This window comes from Gordonia sp. 852002-50816_SCH5313054-c, from assembly GCF_001665925.1.
In the GTDB taxonomy this organism is placed as follows: Bacteria; Actinomycetota; Actinomycetes; order Mycobacteriales; family Mycobacteriaceae; genus Gordonia; species Gordonia jacobaea.
Genome location: NZ_LZTE01000029.1, coordinates 25,070 through 39,840, shown reverse-complemented (window position 1 = coordinate 39,840; position 14,771 = coordinate 25,070). Strand labels below are relative to the sequence as shown.

The 14,771-nt window shown below is 65.5% G+C and carries 20 protein-coding genes; 14 read left to right on the top strand and 6 right to left on the bottom strand.

The window, feature by feature from the left end:
- Position 1 precedes the first annotated feature (1 nt).
- The 3 genes from A5788_RS04550 to A5788_RS04540 all read right to left on the bottom strand — a co-directional run bounded on the left by A5788_RS04550 (position 2) and on the right by A5788_RS04540 (position 3,515).
- On the bottom strand, positions 2 to 1,987 hold the full coding sequence (locus A5788_RS04550; RefSeq protein WP_049698828.1) for a fumarate reductase/succinate dehydrogenase flavoprotein subunit: 1,986 nt from the start codon (positions 1,985 to 1,987) through the stop codon (positions 2 to 4).
- Between the two features lie 2 nt (positions 1,988 to 1,989).
- A complete protein-coding gene (locus A5788_RS04545) occupies positions 1,990 to 2,769 on the bottom strand; it encodes a succinate dehydrogenase cytochrome b subunit (RefSeq protein WP_049698829.1) in 780 nt (259 codons plus the stop codon).
- A gap of 161 nt (positions 2,770 to 2,930) precedes the next feature.
- On the bottom strand, positions 2,931 to 3,515 hold the full coding sequence (locus A5788_RS04540; RefSeq protein ID WP_049699040.1) for a TetR/AcrR family transcriptional regulator: 585 nt from the start codon (positions 3,513 to 3,515) through the stop codon (positions 2,931 to 2,933).
- Between the two features lie 121 nt (positions 3,516 to 3,636).
- On the opposite strand from A5788_RS04540, the gene A5788_RS04535 reads away from it, so the two are divergent.
- The 3 genes from A5788_RS04535 to A5788_RS04525 are packed head-to-tail and all read left to right on the top strand — an operon-like array spanning position 3,637 to position 5,929.
- Positions 3,637 to 4,344, top strand: coding sequence for an alpha/beta fold hydrolase (locus tag A5788_RS04535; protein WP_049698830.1), 708 nt, complete (start codon positions 3,637 to 3,639; stop codon positions 4,342 to 4,344).
- Positions 4,345 to 4,388: 44 nt separating this feature from the next.
- Positions 4,389 to 5,465 carry an aldo/keto reductase gene (locus tag A5788_RS04530; protein WP_197494451.1) on the top strand — a complete coding sequence of 359 codons (1,077 nt, stop codon included), beginning with the start codon at positions 4,389 to 4,391 and terminating at the stop codon, positions 5,463 to 5,465.
- 35 nt (positions 5,466 to 5,500) lie between these two features.
- On the top strand, positions 5,501 to 5,929 hold the full coding sequence (locus A5788_RS04525; protein WP_049698831.1) for a tautomerase family protein: 429 nt from the start codon (positions 5,501 to 5,503) through the stop codon (positions 5,927 to 5,929).
- A gap of 54 nt (positions 5,930 to 5,983) precedes the next feature.
- On the opposite strand, the gene A5788_RS04520 is transcribed toward A5788_RS04525, so the two are convergent.
- On the bottom strand, positions 5,984 to 6,448 hold the full coding sequence (locus A5788_RS04520) for a GNAT family N-acetyltransferase (RefSeq protein ID WP_049698832.1): 465 nt from the start codon (positions 6,446 to 6,448) through the stop codon (positions 5,984 to 5,986).
- Between the two features lie 425 nt (positions 6,449 to 6,873).
- Between A5788_RS04520 and rpsJ the strand changes: the two genes are divergently transcribed.
- The 11 genes from rpsJ to rpsQ are packed head-to-tail and all read left to right on the top strand — an operon-like array spanning position 6,874 to position 12,180.
- Positions 6,874 to 7,179, top strand: a complete 306-nt coding sequence (gene rpsJ, locus A5788_RS04515; RefSeq protein ID WP_003938093.1) for a 30S ribosomal protein S10 — start codon at positions 6,874 to 6,876, stop codon at positions 7,177 to 7,179.
- 20 nt (positions 7,180 to 7,199) lie between these two features.
- Positions 7,200 to 7,856: a 50S ribosomal protein L3 gene (gene rplC / locus A5788_RS04510; protein ID WP_049698833.1), complete on the top strand. Its 657-nt coding sequence runs from the start codon at positions 7,200 to 7,202 to the stop codon at positions 7,854 to 7,856.
- Entirely contained in the window at positions 7,853 to 8,539 is a 687-nt protein-coding gene (gene rplD, locus A5788_RS04505; RefSeq protein WP_005203933.1) for a 50S ribosomal protein L4, read from the top strand. Before rplC ends, rplD begins: the two co-directional genes overlap by 4 nt.
- A 2-nt stretch (positions 8,540 to 8,541) precedes the next feature.
- The gene (rplW, locus tag A5788_RS04500; protein ID WP_005203935.1) at positions 8,542 to 8,847 is read left to right on the top strand and encodes a 50S ribosomal protein L23; all 306 of its coding nucleotides are present in this window, start codon (positions 8,542 to 8,544) and stop codon (positions 8,845 to 8,847) included.
- Between the two features lie 29 nt (positions 8,848 to 8,876).
- Positions 8,877 to 9,713, top strand: a complete 837-nt coding sequence (gene rplB / locus A5788_RS04495; RefSeq protein WP_049698834.1) for a 50S ribosomal protein L2 — start codon at positions 8,877 to 8,879, stop codon at positions 9,711 to 9,713.
- Between the two features lie 20 nt (positions 9,714 to 9,733).
- Positions 9,734 to 10,015 (top strand): 30S ribosomal protein S19, encoded by a 282-nt coding sequence (gene rpsS / locus A5788_RS04490; protein WP_005203946.1) that lies wholly within the window; start codon positions 9,734 to 9,736, stop codon positions 10,013 to 10,015.
- Positions 10,015 to 10,425: a 50S ribosomal protein L22 gene (gene rplV, locus A5788_RS04485; RefSeq protein ID WP_005170314.1), complete on the top strand. Its 411-nt coding sequence runs from the start codon at positions 10,015 to 10,017 to the stop codon at positions 10,423 to 10,425. Before rpsS ends, rplV begins: the two co-directional genes overlap by 1 nt.
- A 2-nt stretch (positions 10,426 to 10,427) precedes the next feature.
- A complete protein-coding gene (gene rpsC, locus A5788_RS04480) occupies positions 10,428 to 11,240 on the top strand; it encodes a 30S ribosomal protein S3 (RefSeq protein WP_005203947.1) in 813 nt (270 codons plus the stop codon).
- A 3-nt stretch (positions 11,241 to 11,243) separates the two neighbouring features.
- Positions 11,244 to 11,660: a 50S ribosomal protein L16 gene (gene rplP, locus A5788_RS04475; RefSeq protein WP_005203950.1), complete on the top strand. Its 417-nt coding sequence runs from the start codon at positions 11,244 to 11,246 to the stop codon at positions 11,658 to 11,660.
- Positions 11,660 to 11,893: a 50S ribosomal protein L29 gene (gene rpmC, locus A5788_RS04470; protein WP_005203954.1), complete on the top strand. Its 234-nt coding sequence runs from the start codon at positions 11,660 to 11,662 to the stop codon at positions 11,891 to 11,893. Before rplP ends, rpmC begins: the two co-directional genes overlap by 1 nt.
- On the top strand, positions 11,890 to 12,180 hold the full coding sequence (rpsQ, locus tag A5788_RS04465; RefSeq protein ID WP_005203958.1) for a 30S ribosomal protein S17: 291 nt from the start codon (positions 11,890 to 11,892) through the stop codon (positions 12,178 to 12,180). Before rpmC ends, rpsQ begins: the two co-directional genes overlap by 4 nt.
- A gap of 131 nt (positions 12,181 to 12,311) precedes the next feature.
- Here rpsQ and A5788_RS24235 read toward each other — a convergent pair whose 3' ends face one another.
- Positions 12,312 to 13,862, bottom strand: coding sequence for an ABC transporter permease (locus A5788_RS24235; protein WP_231894071.1), 1,551 nt, complete (start codon positions 13,860 to 13,862; stop codon positions 12,312 to 12,314).
- Positions 13,863 to 13,912: 50 nt separating this feature from the next.
- The gene (locus A5788_RS04455) at positions 13,913 to 14,767 is read right to left on the bottom strand and encodes an ABC transporter ATP-binding protein (RefSeq protein ID WP_064868435.1); all 855 of its coding nucleotides are present in this window, start codon (positions 14,765 to 14,767) and stop codon (positions 13,913 to 13,915) included.
- Positions 14,768 to 14,771: the final 4 nt, after the last annotated feature.

Sequence of the window (14,771 nt, the reverse complement as noted above, 5' to 3'; positions counted from 1 at the left end):
CTCACTTGTAGTTTCGTGTCTGCAACGGCACCGCACTGAACTCGAGTGGTTCGCGGTGGCGGATCTGCTCCCCGGTCGGCGTGGTCTCCCACGCGGAGGCGAAGGTCCAATGCTCGTCGTCGCGCAGCGCCTCGCCCTGCGCGGTCTGGTGTTCGACGCGGAAGTGCGCGCCGCACGACTCGTCGCGATCGAGCGCGTCGAGGCACATCAGTTCTGCGAGTTCCATGAAATCGGCGACGCGGCCCGCCCGTTCGAGTTCCTGATTGAACTGCGCGCCGCTGCCGACAACCCGTACGTCGGACCAGAATTCGTCGCGCAGCTCGCGGATCTCGGCGATGGCCGTCGTCAACGAGTCGGCGCTGCGCATGACGCCGCAGCCGCGATAGAGGATCTCGCCGAGCCTGCGGTGGAAGCGGTCGGGGCCGGTGGTTCCGTCGACCGCGATCAGCCGGGATATCCGATCACGCACCGATGTGACCGCGTGCTGCACAGCCTCGTGATCGAGTGGCAGCGGTTCGTCTCCGAGCAGGGGCGCAAGGTAATTCGGCACCGAGTAGGGCAGGGTGAACCAGCCGTCGACGCATGCCGACAGCAGCGAGTTGGCGCCGAGGCGGTTGGCGCCGTGATAGCCCCACCCCACCTCTCCGCCGACGAAAAGACCTGGGATCGACGACATCTGGTCGAAGTCCGACCAGAGGCCGCCCATGGTGAAGTGAGCCGCAGGCGCGATACGCATCGGGACTTCGTAGGGGTCTTCGCCGGTGGCGTCGCGGTACATCGAGAAGAGATTGCCGTAGCGCTCGGAGATGGTCGATTTGCCAAGGCGCGCAAGGGCGTCGGCGAAGTCGAGGTAGACGCTGTTGTGCAGGGGCCCGACTCCGTGCCCGCCGTTGATCTCGGTCACGGCCGCCCGCGATGCGACGTCGCGCGGGGTGAGGTTGCCGTAGGCGGGGTAGCGGCGTTCGAGGTAGTAGTCGCGCTCTGCGTCGGGGATGTCGCCGGGCGGGCGGTCGTCGTGCTCCTTCTTCGGAACCCAGATGCGGCCGTCGTTGCGTAGCGACTCGCTCATCAACGTCGTCTTGGACTGCCACTCCGCGCTCACCGGCAGCGCGGTGGGGTGGAACTGGATGAACGACGGCGATGCCAGCAGCGCACCACGACGATGGGCACGCCACGACGCCGTCGCGTTGCAGTTGCGCGCGAGCGTCGACTGGAAGTAGACGGTGCCGTACCCGCCGGTCGCGAGCACGACGGCGTGCGCGGTCTGCGCGGTGATCTCGCCGGTCACCAGGTCGCGGACGACGATGCCCTGTGCGCGGCCGTCCGCCACGATCAGATCGAGCATCTCCTGGCGGGTGTGGAGGGTGACGGTGCCCGCCGCGACCTGTCGGAGCAACGCCTGCGACGCCGCGACCTGCAACTGCTGGCCGGTCTGGCCGCGCGTGTAGTAGGTGCGCGACACCTGCACCCCGCCGAAGCTGCGGGTGGCCAACGATCCGCCGTACTCGCGGGCAAAGGGCGCGCCGATGGCGTTGAGGTGATCGATGACCCGCACCGACTCCTCCGCGAGGCGGAAGGCGTCGGCCTCGCGGCCACGGAAATCGCCACCCTTGACGGTGTCGACGACAAATCGGTGCACCGAGTCGTTGTCGACCTTGCGTGCGCGGGCGGCATTGATGCCGCCCTGCGCGGCGACGCTGTGGGCTCGCCGCGGGGCGTCGTGGAAGGTGAACGACGACACGTTGTAGCCGAGTTCGCCCAGAGCTGCGGCACATCCGGCTCCGGCCAGGCCGGTACCCACCACGATCACGGTGAACTTGCGCCGATTGAGCGGGCCGACGAGCTTGTAGGCGTCGCGTCGACGCTGCCACGCGGTTGCCGGGTCGCCGTCGGGGACTCCGCCGGTCAGGTCGGTGCCGATGCGGCGGAGGTCGTCGAGGTCGGCCTCGAGATCAGACGTCGCGGCGTCGGGTGCGGTGTGCGTCATCGTCAGCTCACCAATCCCGCCAGAACGGCGATGGGAATCGAGATGTTGCCGATCATCACCGCGGCCGCGACGACGAGCGCGACGAGAGCGCCGAGGCGTCGAGTGCGGTGCCCGGTCGCGCCGAGGTCGTTGACGACGCTCCACAGCCCGTGCACGAGATGCGTGCCGAGGAGCACCATCACCAGGATGTAGAACGCGGCCACCGGCCAGCGCTGCAGACTCTCGACGAGGTTGTGATAAGCGTGCGAGCTGGTCTCGGTGGTCGACACGAAGTGGTCGCTGGCCGCGGGTCGGGTCCCGGTCGTCAGGTCGAGGATGTGGAAGACGATGAAGATCAGCAGGACCAGGCCCGTGTAGGGCATCAGCGTCGCGGGGAGTCGTTTGATGCTCATGCCCTTGCGCCGGAAGCGACCCTTGGCCTTGTGGGAGCGCCCGATCAAGATGAACGACGCTCCGACGTGCAGTACCAGGCAGAGCACGAGGACCGCGCGGAAGATCCACAACATGCCCTCGTAGGGCAGGAGGGGTTCGAGCAGGGTGCGCAGCCAGTGCGCGTAGTCGTCGAAGTGGCCGGGGCCGGTGTAGACCTTCAGGTTGCCGATCATGTGAACCAGCACGAACAGTGCGAACACCGTGCCGGTCAGCGCCATGGTCACCTTGAGTGTGACGTTGCTCGGACGTGGACGTTTCGACGTCGGCATCGGCGTGACGGCGCGTGGCGTCCCGACGGGTTTGTCAGCGTGTGGGGGTTTGTCGGCGCGCGGGGGGATGACCGTACTCATGTGCGGACCTGTCATCGACCCGAGGGCTGGGCGGGCCGGATGTGGATGTCCCTGCGTCCACGCTAATCACGTGTCGCGGATTCGGACCGCCCGTGGCGACATTCCGACTCGATTGGTTCGCAAATGTCACACATTTGGTGGCCGACGTCGCTCGATCGTGTTCAGTCCGGAACCGCGTCGGCAAGAGTTGCGCGCGTGGCGTCGAGGACCTCCTGCGAAAGCGCATCGTCGGACTTGGCCACCGCCCGCGCCACGGCGACCGCGCCGAGTTGTGCGGCGGCGGTCGCGGTCGCCAGGGTGTGGCGCGCGTCGTCGGACATGGTGTCCGGCAGTGACGATTCGATGAGCGAGACGAGGTCGGTGAATGCGGAGGCGAAGCTGTCGCCGACGGCTGGGGGCTGTCGGCCGATCTCGCTCGCCGACGCGATCATCGGGCATCCGTCGGCCATGTTGTCGCGCACCCGGGTGGAGATCAGGACGTCGAGGTAGTCCTCGTACGACGGATCGTGCACGTCTTTCCATTCGCGAATCCGCTGGTTGACATCGGTGGCTGCCTGCGTGAACGCGGCGGCCGCCAGTGCGTCCTTGTTGTCGAAGTGTTTGTACAGGGCGCCGTGGGTGAGCCCCGCTTCGGCCGCCACCTCGGCCACTCCGGTCGATGGAATCCCCTTCTCGCGAAACAGCTTTCCCGCTGCGTCGAGTAGGTCGCGTCGATTCTGCTCGGCCTTGGCCTTCGAGACCCGCACCGCCTTCACCTCACTTGTCGTCCGAACTATTGATTGCGAGCATAATCTTTCTGTGTTTAGATTGCGACCACAATCAAAACTCTGACGCTCACATCTGTGTCATCACGCGAAGGGGACTCTCATGGCAACGACATCCGCGGTACGCAACATCGTTCTGGTTCACGGCGCCTTTGCTGACGGATCGGGGTGGCAGCCGGTCTATCAACGGTTGGTGGACAAGGGTTTTCTCGTCACCGTGGTGCAGGAACCGGAAACCGGCCTCGCCGACGACGTCGCGGCCACGCTGCGTGCCATCGATACCGTCGACGGGCCGCTTGTTCTGGTCGGTCATAGCTGGGGTGGGCAGGTCATCACCGAGGCAGGTGCGCATCCGCGCGTCGCAGCACTGGTCTACGTGGCGGCTCTGGTTCCCGATGTGGGGGAGTCCACCAACTCGCTGCACGCCCGCATTCCGGCTGCGAGCACCGCGGTGATCGCCGGAGCCGAGGGGTTCTTGAGGATCGATCCCGAGCAGTTCGGCGCCGACTTCGCCGCCGACCTGCCAGCCCGCGACGCCGACTTCATGGCGCACGCGCAGGTGCCCATCCGTGCTGAGGCGCTCGACGCTCCGGCCGCGGCCGCAGCATGGCGGGACCGGCCGTCGTACGGGATCGTCGCGGGCGCCGACCGCACCATCAACCCCGACCTCGAACGGTGGATGTACGAGCGAGCGGGCGCCGAGGTCACCGAGGTTCCCGGATCGAGCCACGTCGTCATGATCTCGCACCCCGACGTCGTCGCCGACGTCATCGAGCGGGCGGCAACGGCAGCCGCATCTGCGGTTGCCTGACCCGATCACTTCGACACACAGATCTCGACAGGACGGGAAAAACAATGAGTGACAACGCTATTCGCGACCGATCCCTGTGCTACCGGGTCTTCGGTGAGCACACGGGGCTGCGCGTCTCCGAGGTCATCCTCGGTACCGGCAACTTCGGTACCCGCTGGGGTCATGGTTCGACGCCGGACGCGTCGTCGAAGATTCTCGATGCCTATGCCGACGCGGGCGGCAACTTCCTCGACACCGCCGACAGCTATCAGTTCGGCGAGTCCGAGGAGATCCTCGGCCGGCTGCTGCAGGGTCGACGCGACGAGTTCGTGCTCGCCACCAAGTTCACCCAGCGCGCCGACCCGTCGGCCGGAATCCTCGTGACCGGCAACAGTCGCAAGGCGATGGTGAGTTCGGTGGAGCAGAGTCTGCGACGACTGAATACCGACCACATCGACCTGTTGTGGGCTCACTACTCCGACGGCGTCACACCAGTGGAGGAACTGCTGCGCGGATTCGACGACCTCGCGCGCGCAGGCAAGATTCTGTACGCGGGGCTCTCGGATTTCCCGGCCTGGCGCGTGGCACGCGCTGCCACCATCGCCGAGATCCGCGGAACCCTGCCGATCGCGGCGCTGCAATTCGAGCACAGTCTCGTCGAACGCACCGCAGAGGCCGAGCTGGTGCAGGCGGGCAAGGCCCTTGGACTCGGGCTCGCGGCGTGGTCGCCGCTCGGCGGTGGCGTGCTGACCGGCAAATACCGCGACGGTGCCACCGGCCGCGCGCAAGGCTTCGGCGGCAAGGTCTTCCAGCCGGAGAACTCGACGCAGCGCACCGCGATCCTCGACGAGGTCATCGCCGTGGCGAAAGAGGTGGGCGCGACACCGGGGGAGGTCGCCATCGCGTGGGTCGCCGCACAGGGCGTCACGCCCATCATCGGGCCGCGGTCGGTGGAGCAACTGCAGAGCAATCTCGCGGCACTCGCCGTCGACCTCTCACCCGAGCAGCTTTCTCGACTCGACGCGGTCAGCGCGCCGGCGCAGGTGTTCCCGTACACGCTGCTCGACGACCCCGACAACCAGCAACGCATCACCGGCGGCCAACTCGCGCGCTTCGACCGGCCGACCGTACCCGTCGCGTGAGACAAGAACCCATCCGAGAGCACAGGAGCATTGCCATGCCCATGATCGATATCTACGCACCAGCAGGAACCTTCGCCGACACCGCGCAGCTGGCCGCCGACGCCGCGAAGACGGTGATGGCCGTCGAAGGAGTTCCGGACCTCTCGATGTTCCGCGACAACACCGCAGCCTTCGTGCACGAGTTGCCGCCGGGTTCCTTCTCCGACGTCAACGGAAATGCGCATCATGTCCGCGTCCAGGTGCTCACCAATGCGGGCGCGCTCACCCGCGAGCAGCAGGTGGCCGTCGTCGCCCAGCTCACAGATCTGGTGGTGCGGGCAGCGGGCGACGACTCGCTCGCAGACCGCACCTGGGTGCTTCTCACCGAGGCAGTGCCTGGCGGCTGGGGGCTATGGGGACACGCACACACCAATGAGGAGTTGGTGGCTGCGGCGCGCGCGGAGATCGCGAAGTCGGCGGGCTGAGCACGAACTGCCTGTGCCGGCAGCGTCATCAACCGGCTACAGCGTCATGAACGGCTACAGCGGCAGCGTCATGAACTGGTTGTGCGGGCTGGCCCGGTAGTCGGCGAACGGCGGGCACGACACGAACCCGGCACTGCGGTACAGCGAGATCGCCGGAACGTGCAGCTCCGCGGTGCCGGTTTCCAGGCTCACTCGCTGATATCCGCGTCGACGGGCCTCGTCGACGACGTGCGTCAGCAGCGCGCGGCCGACGCCGGTACCCCGAGCAGCGGGAGCGGCGCGCATCGATTTCACCTCGCCGTGCGTCGAGTCCAGCTCTTTGAGGGCGACGAACCCTGCGAGTTGTTGGTCGTCCGGTTCGACGGTCCACGCTGTCCAGAAGCTGACGCCGGGAGCTGACAGGCCGGAGGCGTCGAGGGCGAAGGCGTACTCCGACATCACCGACTGCAGCTCACGGAGATGGTGCTCGAGGAGGTCGGCGACGTAGGGGGCGGTCGGGTCGTCGAGCCTGATGTCCACGTTTCCCCAATCGGTCGGTGAGAAGTAGGGAAGTAGGTGGGTATCGTCGCATGCCCTTAGCGAGAGAATCCACTGGCTCCGACCTGGATTTGAATCGAGGCCCCGACCTGGTGCATACTTGTCGGGTTGCCTTGACCGGCGGACGTGGTTTTACTGCGGCCCCGATCGGGTGAATACCTCCCAAGGCCCCCGAGTTCGGGACCAAGGGCGTGTAACGCGTGCGCCGAATCCGGTTCACGGTCACGACACGCCCGACCGCGGGTGCCGGAGCAAACCGGCTCGTACCAGCGACGAGCCAACGTACAACGACAGATGAACAGCGTCGATCCCCGACTCACGCGGAGATCTATGTGCCCGCCGACCGGTGTCGGCCCCAGGTGCGCGGTGTTTGTCTGTCGAGAACAACTGACGGAAGAGGACACAGCGTGGCGGGACAGAAGATCCGCATCAGGCTCAAGGCCTACGACCACGAGGCGATCGACGCTTCGGCGCGCAAGATCGTGGAGACCGTGACCCGTACGGGTGCACGCGTCGTCGGCCCGGTGCCGTTGCCCACCGAAAAGAACGTGTACTGCGTCATCCGCTCGCCGCATAAGTACAAGGACAGCCGCGAGCACTTCGAGATGCGTACTCACAAGCGACTCATCGACATCCTCGACCCGACGCCGAAGACCGTCGACGCGCTCATGCGCATCGACCTTCCGGCCAGTGTCGACGTCAACATCCAGTAGGGCGGGGGCGAAGAGAAATCATGAGTAATCAGAGCGCGACCAAGGGAATTCTGGGCACCAAGCTCGGCATGACCCAGGTCTTCGACGAGAACAACCGTGTCGTTCCGGTCACTGTCATTCAGGCAGGCCCGAACGTCATCACCCAGCTCCGTAACCAGGACCGCGACGGCTACACCGCCGTGCAGCTTGCGTACGGCGCGATCGATCCCCGCAAGGTGACCAAGCCGGTCGCGGGCCAGTTCGCGAAGGCAGGCGTTACGCCGCGTCGCCACCTGGCCGAGATCCGCGTCGCCGACACCAGCGAGTTCGAGGTCGGTCAGGAACTGACCGCCGAGATCTTCGCCGACGGTGCGCTGGTCGACGTCACCGGCACCTCCAAGGGCAAGGGATTTGCCGGCGCGATGAAGCGCCACGGCTTCTCCGGCCTCGGTGCCAGCCACGGCGCGCACCGCGTGCACCGTGCCCCCGGCTCGATCGGTGGCTGCGCCACCCCGGGTCGTGTCTTCAAGGGCATGCGGATGGCCGGTCGCATGGGTAACGACACCGTGACCACGCAGAACCTCACCGTCCACAAGGTGGACGCCGAGGCCGGTCTGCTGTTGATCAAGGGCGCCATCCCCGGCCGTAAGGGCGGAATCGTGGTCGTCCGTGACGCTGTGAAGGGTGGTGCGAAGTGAGCACCGAAACCACAACGAAGCTGACGCTGGACGTCAAGACCGCCGACGGCAAGACCAACGGAACCGTTGATCTGCCCGCCGAGATCTTCGACGCACCCGCGAACATCGCACTGATGCACCAGGTCGTGGTGGCCCAGCAGGCCGCCGCTCGCCAGGGCACACACGCAACCAAGACCCGTGGACAGGTCAGCGGTGGCGGCGCCAAGCCGTACCGCCAGAAGGGCACCGGTCGCGCCCGCCAGGGTTCGACCCGCGCACCGCAGTTCACCGGTGGTGGCGTCGTCCACGGCCCGCAGCCGCGTGACTACAGCCAGCGCACCCCCAAGAAGATGAAGGCAGCCGCACTGCGCGGCGCGCTGAGTGATCGTGCTCGTAACGAGCGCATTCACGTCATCACCGAGCTCGTCGCAGGCCAGGCGCCGTCGACCAAGAGCGCTCGGCAGTTCCTGGAGGCACTGAGCACCCGACGTAAGTTCCTCGTCGTGCTCGGCCGCGAAGATCTGACCGCGTGGAAGAGCGTTGCGAACCTGAAGAACGTGCTGCCGATCGCTCCCGATCAGCTCAACACCTACGACGTCCTCGAGTCGGACGAACTGGTGTTCAGCGTCGAGACGCTCAACGCGTTCATCGCACAGAACACGTCGACGGCCAAGTCCGTCGCCAATGAGACAGAGGAGGCCTGAGCATGGCTACGCAGGCTGACCCGCGTGACATCATCCTGGCGCCGGTGATCTCGGAGAAGTCGTACGGACTCATCGAGGACAACGTCTACACCTTCCTGGTTCACCCGGACTCGAACAAGACGCAGATCAAGATCGCCGTCGAGCAGATCTTCGATGTGACCGTCACGAGCGTCAACACCGCGAACCGCCAGGGCAAGCGCAAGCGCACCCGCGCAGGCTACGGCCAGCGCAAGTCCACCAAGCGCGCGATCGTCACGTTGACCGCAGACAGCAAGCCCATCGAGATCTTCGGAGGACCGGTCGGCTGACCGGGACTTCAGAGAAGGACTGAGAACTCATGGCTATTCGTAAGTACAAGCCGACGACCCCGGGTCGTCGCGGATCCTCCGGCGCTGATTTCGCCGAGATCACCCGCGACTACCCCGAGAAGTCGCTGGTTCGTCCGCTGCACGGTCGCGGTGGACGTAACGCACACGGCCGGATCACCACCCGGCACAAGGGCGGCGGTCACAAGCGCGCATACCGCTTGATCGACTTCCGTCGCAACGACAAGGACGGCGTCAACGCCAAGGTCGCTCACATCGAGTACGACCCGAACCGCACCGCCCGCATCGCACTGCTCCACTACGTGGACGGCGAGAAGCGCTACATCATCGCGCCCAAGGGTCTGTCCCAGGGCGACGTGGTGGAGAGCGGTCCCGCCGCCGACATCAAGCCCGGCAACAACCTGCCGCTGCGCAACATCCCGACCGGTACCCAGGTGCACGCTGTAGAGCTGCGTCCGGGTGGCGGAGCGAAGATGGCTCGCAGCGCGGGCGCTTCGATCCAGCTCCTCGGTAAGGAAGGCGCGTACGCGACCCTCCGTATGCCGTCGGGCGAGATCCGTCGCGTCGACGTGCGCTGCCGCGCAACCGTCGGCGAGGTCGGCAACGCCGAGCAGTCGAACATCAACTGGGGCAAGGCCGGCCGTATGCGCTGGAAGGGCAAGCGCCCGACCGTCCGCGGTGTCGTGATGAACCCGGTCGACCACCCGCATGGTGGCGGCGAGGGCAAGACCTCCGGTGGTCGCCACCCGGTCAGCCCGTGGGGTCAGCCTGAGGGCCGTACCCGTAAGAACAAGGCCAGCGACAAGCTGATCGTCCGGCGCCGTCGCACCGGCAAGAACAAGCGATAAGCACAGGAGGGAGTTAGAGAATGCCACGCAGCCTCAAGAAGGGCCCGTTCGTCGACGACCACCTGCTTGCCAAGGTGGACACGCAGAACGAAAAAGGCACCAAGCAGGTCATCAAGACCTGGTCGCGTCGTTCGACCATCATCCCCGACTTCATCGGTCACACCTTCGCCGTCCACGACGGTCGCAAGCACGTCCCGGTGTTCGTCTCGGACAACATGGTCGGGCACAAGCTGGGCGAGTTCGCCCCCACCCGTACCTTCAAGGGTCACATCAAGGATGACCGGAAAGCGAAGCGCCGGTAATGACTACGCAGACCGATAATCCCACCGCGAAGGCCACGGCCAAGTTCGTTCGCGTGACGCCGATGAAGGCCCGTCGTGTACTCGACCTGGTCCGCGGCAAGAACGTCGACGAGGCGCTCGACATCCTGCGGTTCGCACCGCAGTCGGCGTCGGAGCCCGTCTACAAGGTTCTCGCAAGCGCTGTCGCGAACGCGGAGAACAACCTGGATCTGGATCGCCGGACCCTCGTTGTCGCCACCGCCTTTGCTGACGAGGGCCCCACGCTCAAGCGGTTCCAGCCGCGCGCACAGGGCCGCGCGTTCCGTATCCGCAAGCGCACCAGCCACATCACTGTTGTGGTCGAGAGTCTTCCTGAGAAGGCATCGTCCGCACGCGGCCGGTCGCGTCAGCCGAAGAAGAAGGGAGCCTGACAGTGGGCCAGAAAATCAACCCGCACGGCTTCCGTCTGGGCATCACCACCGACTGGAGTTCACGGTGGTACGCCGACAAGCAGTACGCGGAGTACGTGAAGGAAGATGTCGCCATCCGCAAGCTCCTCTCGCAGGGGCTCGAGCGTGCAGGCATCGCCAAGGTGGAGATCGAGCGCACGCGTGACCGCGTTCGCGTCGACATCCACACCGCTCGTCCCGGCATCGTCATCGGCCGCCGTGGCGCCGAGGCCGACCGCATCCGTGGCGACCTGGAGAAGCTGACCGGTAAGCAGGTCCAGCTGAACATCCTCGAGGTCAAGAACCCGGAGTCGGAGGCCCAGCTCGTGGCGCAGGGCGTCGCGGAGCAGCTGAGCAACCGCGTGGCGTTCCGTCGTGCGATGCGCAAGGCGATCCAGTCGGCGATGCGTCAGCCGAACGTGAAGGGCATCCGGGTCCAGTGCTCGGGTCGCCTCGGCGGTGCAGAAATGAGCCGCAGTGAGTTCTACCGCGAAGGTCGCGTGCCGCTTCACACGCTGCGCGCCGACATCGACTACGGACTCTACGAAGCCAAGACGACCTTCGGCCGCATCGGTGTGAAGGTCTGGATCTACAAGGGTGACATCGTCGGTGGCAAGCGCGAGCTGTCCGCAGCCGCGCCGGCAGCTGAAGATCGTCGTCCGCGTCGTCCCAGCCGTCCTCGCCGCAGCGGTGCCTCTGGCACCACGGCCACCAGCACCGACGCAGGTCGGGCAGCGGAGGCTCCTGCCGAGGCAACTGCTGGCGCCGGCGCCGGAGCAGAAAAGCAGGAGGGCTGAGGCATGTTGATCCCTCGTCGGGTCAAGCACCGCAAGCAGCATCACCCGAGCCTCAAGGGCCAGGCCAAGGGCGGCACCAAGGTGACGTTCGGTGACTTCGGCATCCAGGCTCTGGAGAGCGCCTACATCACCAACCGTCAGATCGAGTCCGCTCGTATCGCCATCAACCGGCACATCAAGCGTGGCGGCAAGGTGTGGATCAACATCTTCCCCGACCGCCCGCTGACCAAGAAGCCCGCCGAGACCCGCATGGGTTCCGGTAAGGGTTCGCCCGAGTGGTGGGTTGCCCCGGTCAAGCCGGGTCGCGTGCTGTTCGAAATGACCTACCCCGATGAGCAGACCGCTCGCGAGGCCCTGCGCCGCGCACAGCACAAGCTGCCCATCAAGACCCGGATCGTGACCAGAGAGGAGCAGTTCTGATGGCACTCGGAGTTGCAGCAGCTGAGCTTCGTGATCTCAGCGACACCGATCTGGTCGACCGGCTCAAAGAGTCGAAGGAAGAGCTCTTCAACCTTCGGTTCCAGATGGCCACCGGCCAGCTCGACAACAATCGTCGTCTGCGGACCGTGCGTCGCGAGATCGCACGCATCTACACCGTGATGCGCGAGCGTGAGCTTGGTTTGGCGTCGGGACCGGATGGTGATGACGCATGAGTGAGGACCAGAAGGTGACCGAAACCAACACCGCTGAGCGGAACCGTCGCAAGGAGCGCATCGGTTACGTCGTCAGCGACAAGATGCAGAAGACCATCGTGGTCGAGCTGGAAGATCGTAAGCGTCACGCGCTGTACGGCAAGATCATCCGGACCACGAGCAAGGTCAAGGCCCACGACGAGAAGGGCGATGCCGGCGTCGGCGACCGCGTGCGGATCATGGAGACCCGCCCGCTGTCCGCGACCAAGCACTGGCGTCTCGTCGAGGTGCTGGAGAAGGCCAAGTAAGAGCCGTCTCTATAGACAAGAGCAACGACTGTGGCCCGCCCCTTCATGGGGCGGGCCACAGTCGTTGGTCGTTATGTGGATGTGAGTCTCGAATAGAGTCTGGGTCGCGACGGTCGGGAAGTGATACTCGGTTACCCCGCCATGCGGCGTGCCACGGCGTGTTCGATTGTTCCCACGAGTCCGTACGCGAGCACGCTCACCCCGATGATCGCTGATATCGATGCCCAGAGTTGGTCGTAGTCGAACGCCGGGATCGCCTTGATCATCGATGAACCCAAACCCTCACCCGTGCCGAGCCATTCGGCGATCAAGGCGCCGACCAGCGCCGCGGGTACCGACATGCGTGCGGCGACGAGCACGGACGGCACCGCGCTGGGAAGGCTGACCATCCGGAGCTGCGTCCAGCGGCCGGCGCCGTAGGCGAAGGCGACGTCGAGTGCAGATCTCGGTGCCGCGGCGAGTCCGGTGGCGATGATCACGAGCGCTGGGAAGAAGACCACCATTCCGCCGAGTACGGCGACCGTGGTGACACCTCTGCCGAACACCAGCACGATGAGTGGTGCGAGGGCAACGAGCGGAATCGCGCGGAGCAATGTCGCCACTGGCATGATCGTGCCGCGCAATGCGGGCAGGACGATGAACGCACACGCAACGAGCAGCGCGGCGACCATCCCGGCGGTGAAGCCGATGACCGAGTCGAGGGCTGTGACCCGAAGATTTGCCATCACGACCGACCTGGCGGACGAGTCCGACAGATAGTGTGCGACGTCGGAGGGATTCCGCCCGACGCGACCACTGACCTGTGGGAATAACGACAAGAAGCCTATCCACGCCACCACGACGATCGCCGCAGCAGCGAAGATCTGTGTGAGAAACGTGAGTGCCGGCCGTCGGTGGCTCGTGTTTGTCGGGGATGAGGTCGACACTGTTGCCTTGCCGTCGGCGAACAGGTACCTGAGTACGAGCTTCTGGAGCGCGGCGAACAATGCGTAGCCGAGTCCGGCGAGCAGACCCGCCGCGACGGCCATGCCCCACGCGCGTGCAATTTCGAAGGAGCTCTGTGCAGCGGTGAGCGACACCCCTATACCAATGTCGACGCCGCCAAGGTACTCGCCGAGAATGGCGCCGAGAACGGCAGCGGGTGCGGCGATTTTCATTGCGGCGAACAGGTGCGGTAGCGAGGAGACCAGCCGGATGCGGCACAGCTGGGCGAACCTCCCGCCGCCGTAGACGCTCACCAACTCCAGCGACTGGGGGTCGGCAGACTTGAGTCCGTTGAGGCTGCTGATCATCGTGGTGAAGTACACCGAGATCGCTGCGAGGAAGACCGATGGAGTCGATCCGCCGAATACCACAAGGATCAGTGGTCCGAGTGCCAGCAACGGTGTGCAATAGCTGATGACCGACACACTTGTCGCGAGTGTCTCCAGTGCCGGGATGATCGTGACGATCAGCGCGGTGAGCACCGCGAAAATCGTTCCCCAGAGGAATCCCTGCAGTGCGGTCTCGGCGGTGATGGCTACGTTGGGGCCGTAGAGTGCCCACCCGTCGTCGAGCATCCCGGAGATCACCGCGCCGGGACTCGGTACGGTTCCCGCCGATGCGAAGATCGTCGCCGAGGCCAACCACCACACTCCGAGCACCGCAACGAGTCCGACAGCGCCGCTTACGTGCTCAGTCAAGCGAATACGTGGCAGCCGCGTGGTGCTGCGCTGAGCAAGAGTCGCTGCCGTCATGACGCGGCCGCGGTGGAAGTCAGCAGGGCCCCAGCGGCTCCCGTGTCATGGGCACCGCGGTCCGGGGTGAAGAGCAGTGCGGAGATGTGGTCGCAGTAGGCGTGGAATTCGCTGGTGCGCAACATCTCCACAGTTCGTGGGCGAGGCAGATCGATCTCGACGACCTCGACTATTCGGCCAGGTCGAGCGCTCATCACCATCACCGAGTCGGAAAGAAAAACTGCCTCCGAGATGCCGTGCGTGACCATGAGCGTTGTGGTCGGGCGCTGTGTCCAGATGCGTTGCAGCTCGATGTTGAGTCGCTGACGGGTCATATCGTCGAGCGCGCCGAACGGCTCATCGAGCAGAAGTACTTTCGGCTGATTGACCAGCGCTCGGGCGATCGATACACGCTGGCGCATACCGCCGGAGAGATGGGCGGGCTTCGCATCGGCGAAGTCGGAGAGTCCGACGAGCTCGATGAGTGCGTCGACGGTTGCTGCCGGCGTAGTTGCGCCCGTGATCTGCAGCGGCATACGGATATTCGCGGCAACGCTGCGCCAGGGAAGCAGTGCCGAGTCCTGGAACGCGATGCCGAGGTGGCCGGAGCTGCGGATTTCGTCGATGCCGCGACCGTGGACCGTCACAGTGCCGGTGGTCGGCGTCTGCAATCCGGCGAGGATTCGCAGGATCGTCGATTTGCCGCAACCAGATGGGCCGACCAGCGATGTGAACGAGGAAGCGGGCGTATGGATGTCGACGTGGTCGATTGCGGTCACGGCACCACGCCTGGCGCCGAATACCATTGACAGTCCGGTGATGTCGATTCCGTCAGCACGCCGTACGGGGTCGGGTGAGTCGATGCCTGTCATTGCA

Excerpts from the sequence above, each read along its gene's own strand:
- A5788_RS04550 (WP_049698828.1), bottom strand. The coding sequence starts at position 1,987 with ATGACGCACACCGCACCCGACGCCGCGACGTCTGATCTCGAGGCCGAC.
- A5788_RS04545 (WP_049698829.1), bottom strand. The coding sequence starts at position 2,769 with ATGAGTACGGTCATCCCCCCGCGCGCCGACAAACCCCCACACGCTGAC.
- A5788_RS04535 (WP_049698830.1), top strand. The coding sequence starts at position 3,637 with ATGGCAACGACATCCGCGGTACGCAACATCGTTCTGGTTCACGGCGCC.
- A5788_RS04530 (WP_197494451.1), top strand. The coding sequence starts at position 4,389 with ATGAGTGACAACGCTATTCGCGACCGATCCCTGTGCTACCGGGTCTTC.
- A5788_RS04525 (WP_049698831.1), top strand. The coding sequence starts at position 5,501 with ATGCCCATGATCGATATCTACGCACCAGCAGGAACCTTCGCCGACACC.
- rplC (WP_049698833.1), top strand. The coding sequence starts at position 7,200 with ATGAGTAATCAGAGCGCGACCAAGGGAATTCTGGGCACCAAGCTCGGC.
- rplW (WP_005203935.1), top strand. The coding sequence starts at position 8,542 with ATGGCTACGCAGGCTGACCCGCGTGACATCATCCTGGCGCCGGTGATC.
- rplB (WP_049698834.1), top strand. The coding sequence starts at position 8,877 with ATGGCTATTCGTAAGTACAAGCCGACGACCCCGGGTCGTCGCGGATCC.
- rpsS (WP_005203946.1), top strand. The coding sequence starts at position 9,734 with ATGCCACGCAGCCTCAAGAAGGGCCCGTTCGTCGACGACCACCTGCTT.
- rplV (WP_005170314.1), top strand. The coding sequence starts at position 10,015 with ATGACTACGCAGACCGATAATCCCACCGCGAAGGCCACGGCCAAGTTC.
- rplP (WP_005203950.1), top strand. The coding sequence starts at position 11,244 with ATGTTGATCCCTCGTCGGGTCAAGCACCGCAAGCAGCATCACCCGAGC.
- rpmC (WP_005203954.1), top strand. The coding sequence starts at position 11,660 with ATGGCACTCGGAGTTGCAGCAGCTGAGCTTCGTGATCTCAGCGACACC.
- rpsQ (WP_005203958.1), top strand. The coding sequence starts at position 11,890 with ATGAGTGAGGACCAGAAGGTGACCGAAACCAACACCGCTGAGCGGAAC.
- A5788_RS04455 (WP_064868435.1), bottom strand. The coding sequence starts at position 14,767 with ATGACAGGCATCGACTCACCCGACCCCGTACGGCGTGCTGACGGAATC.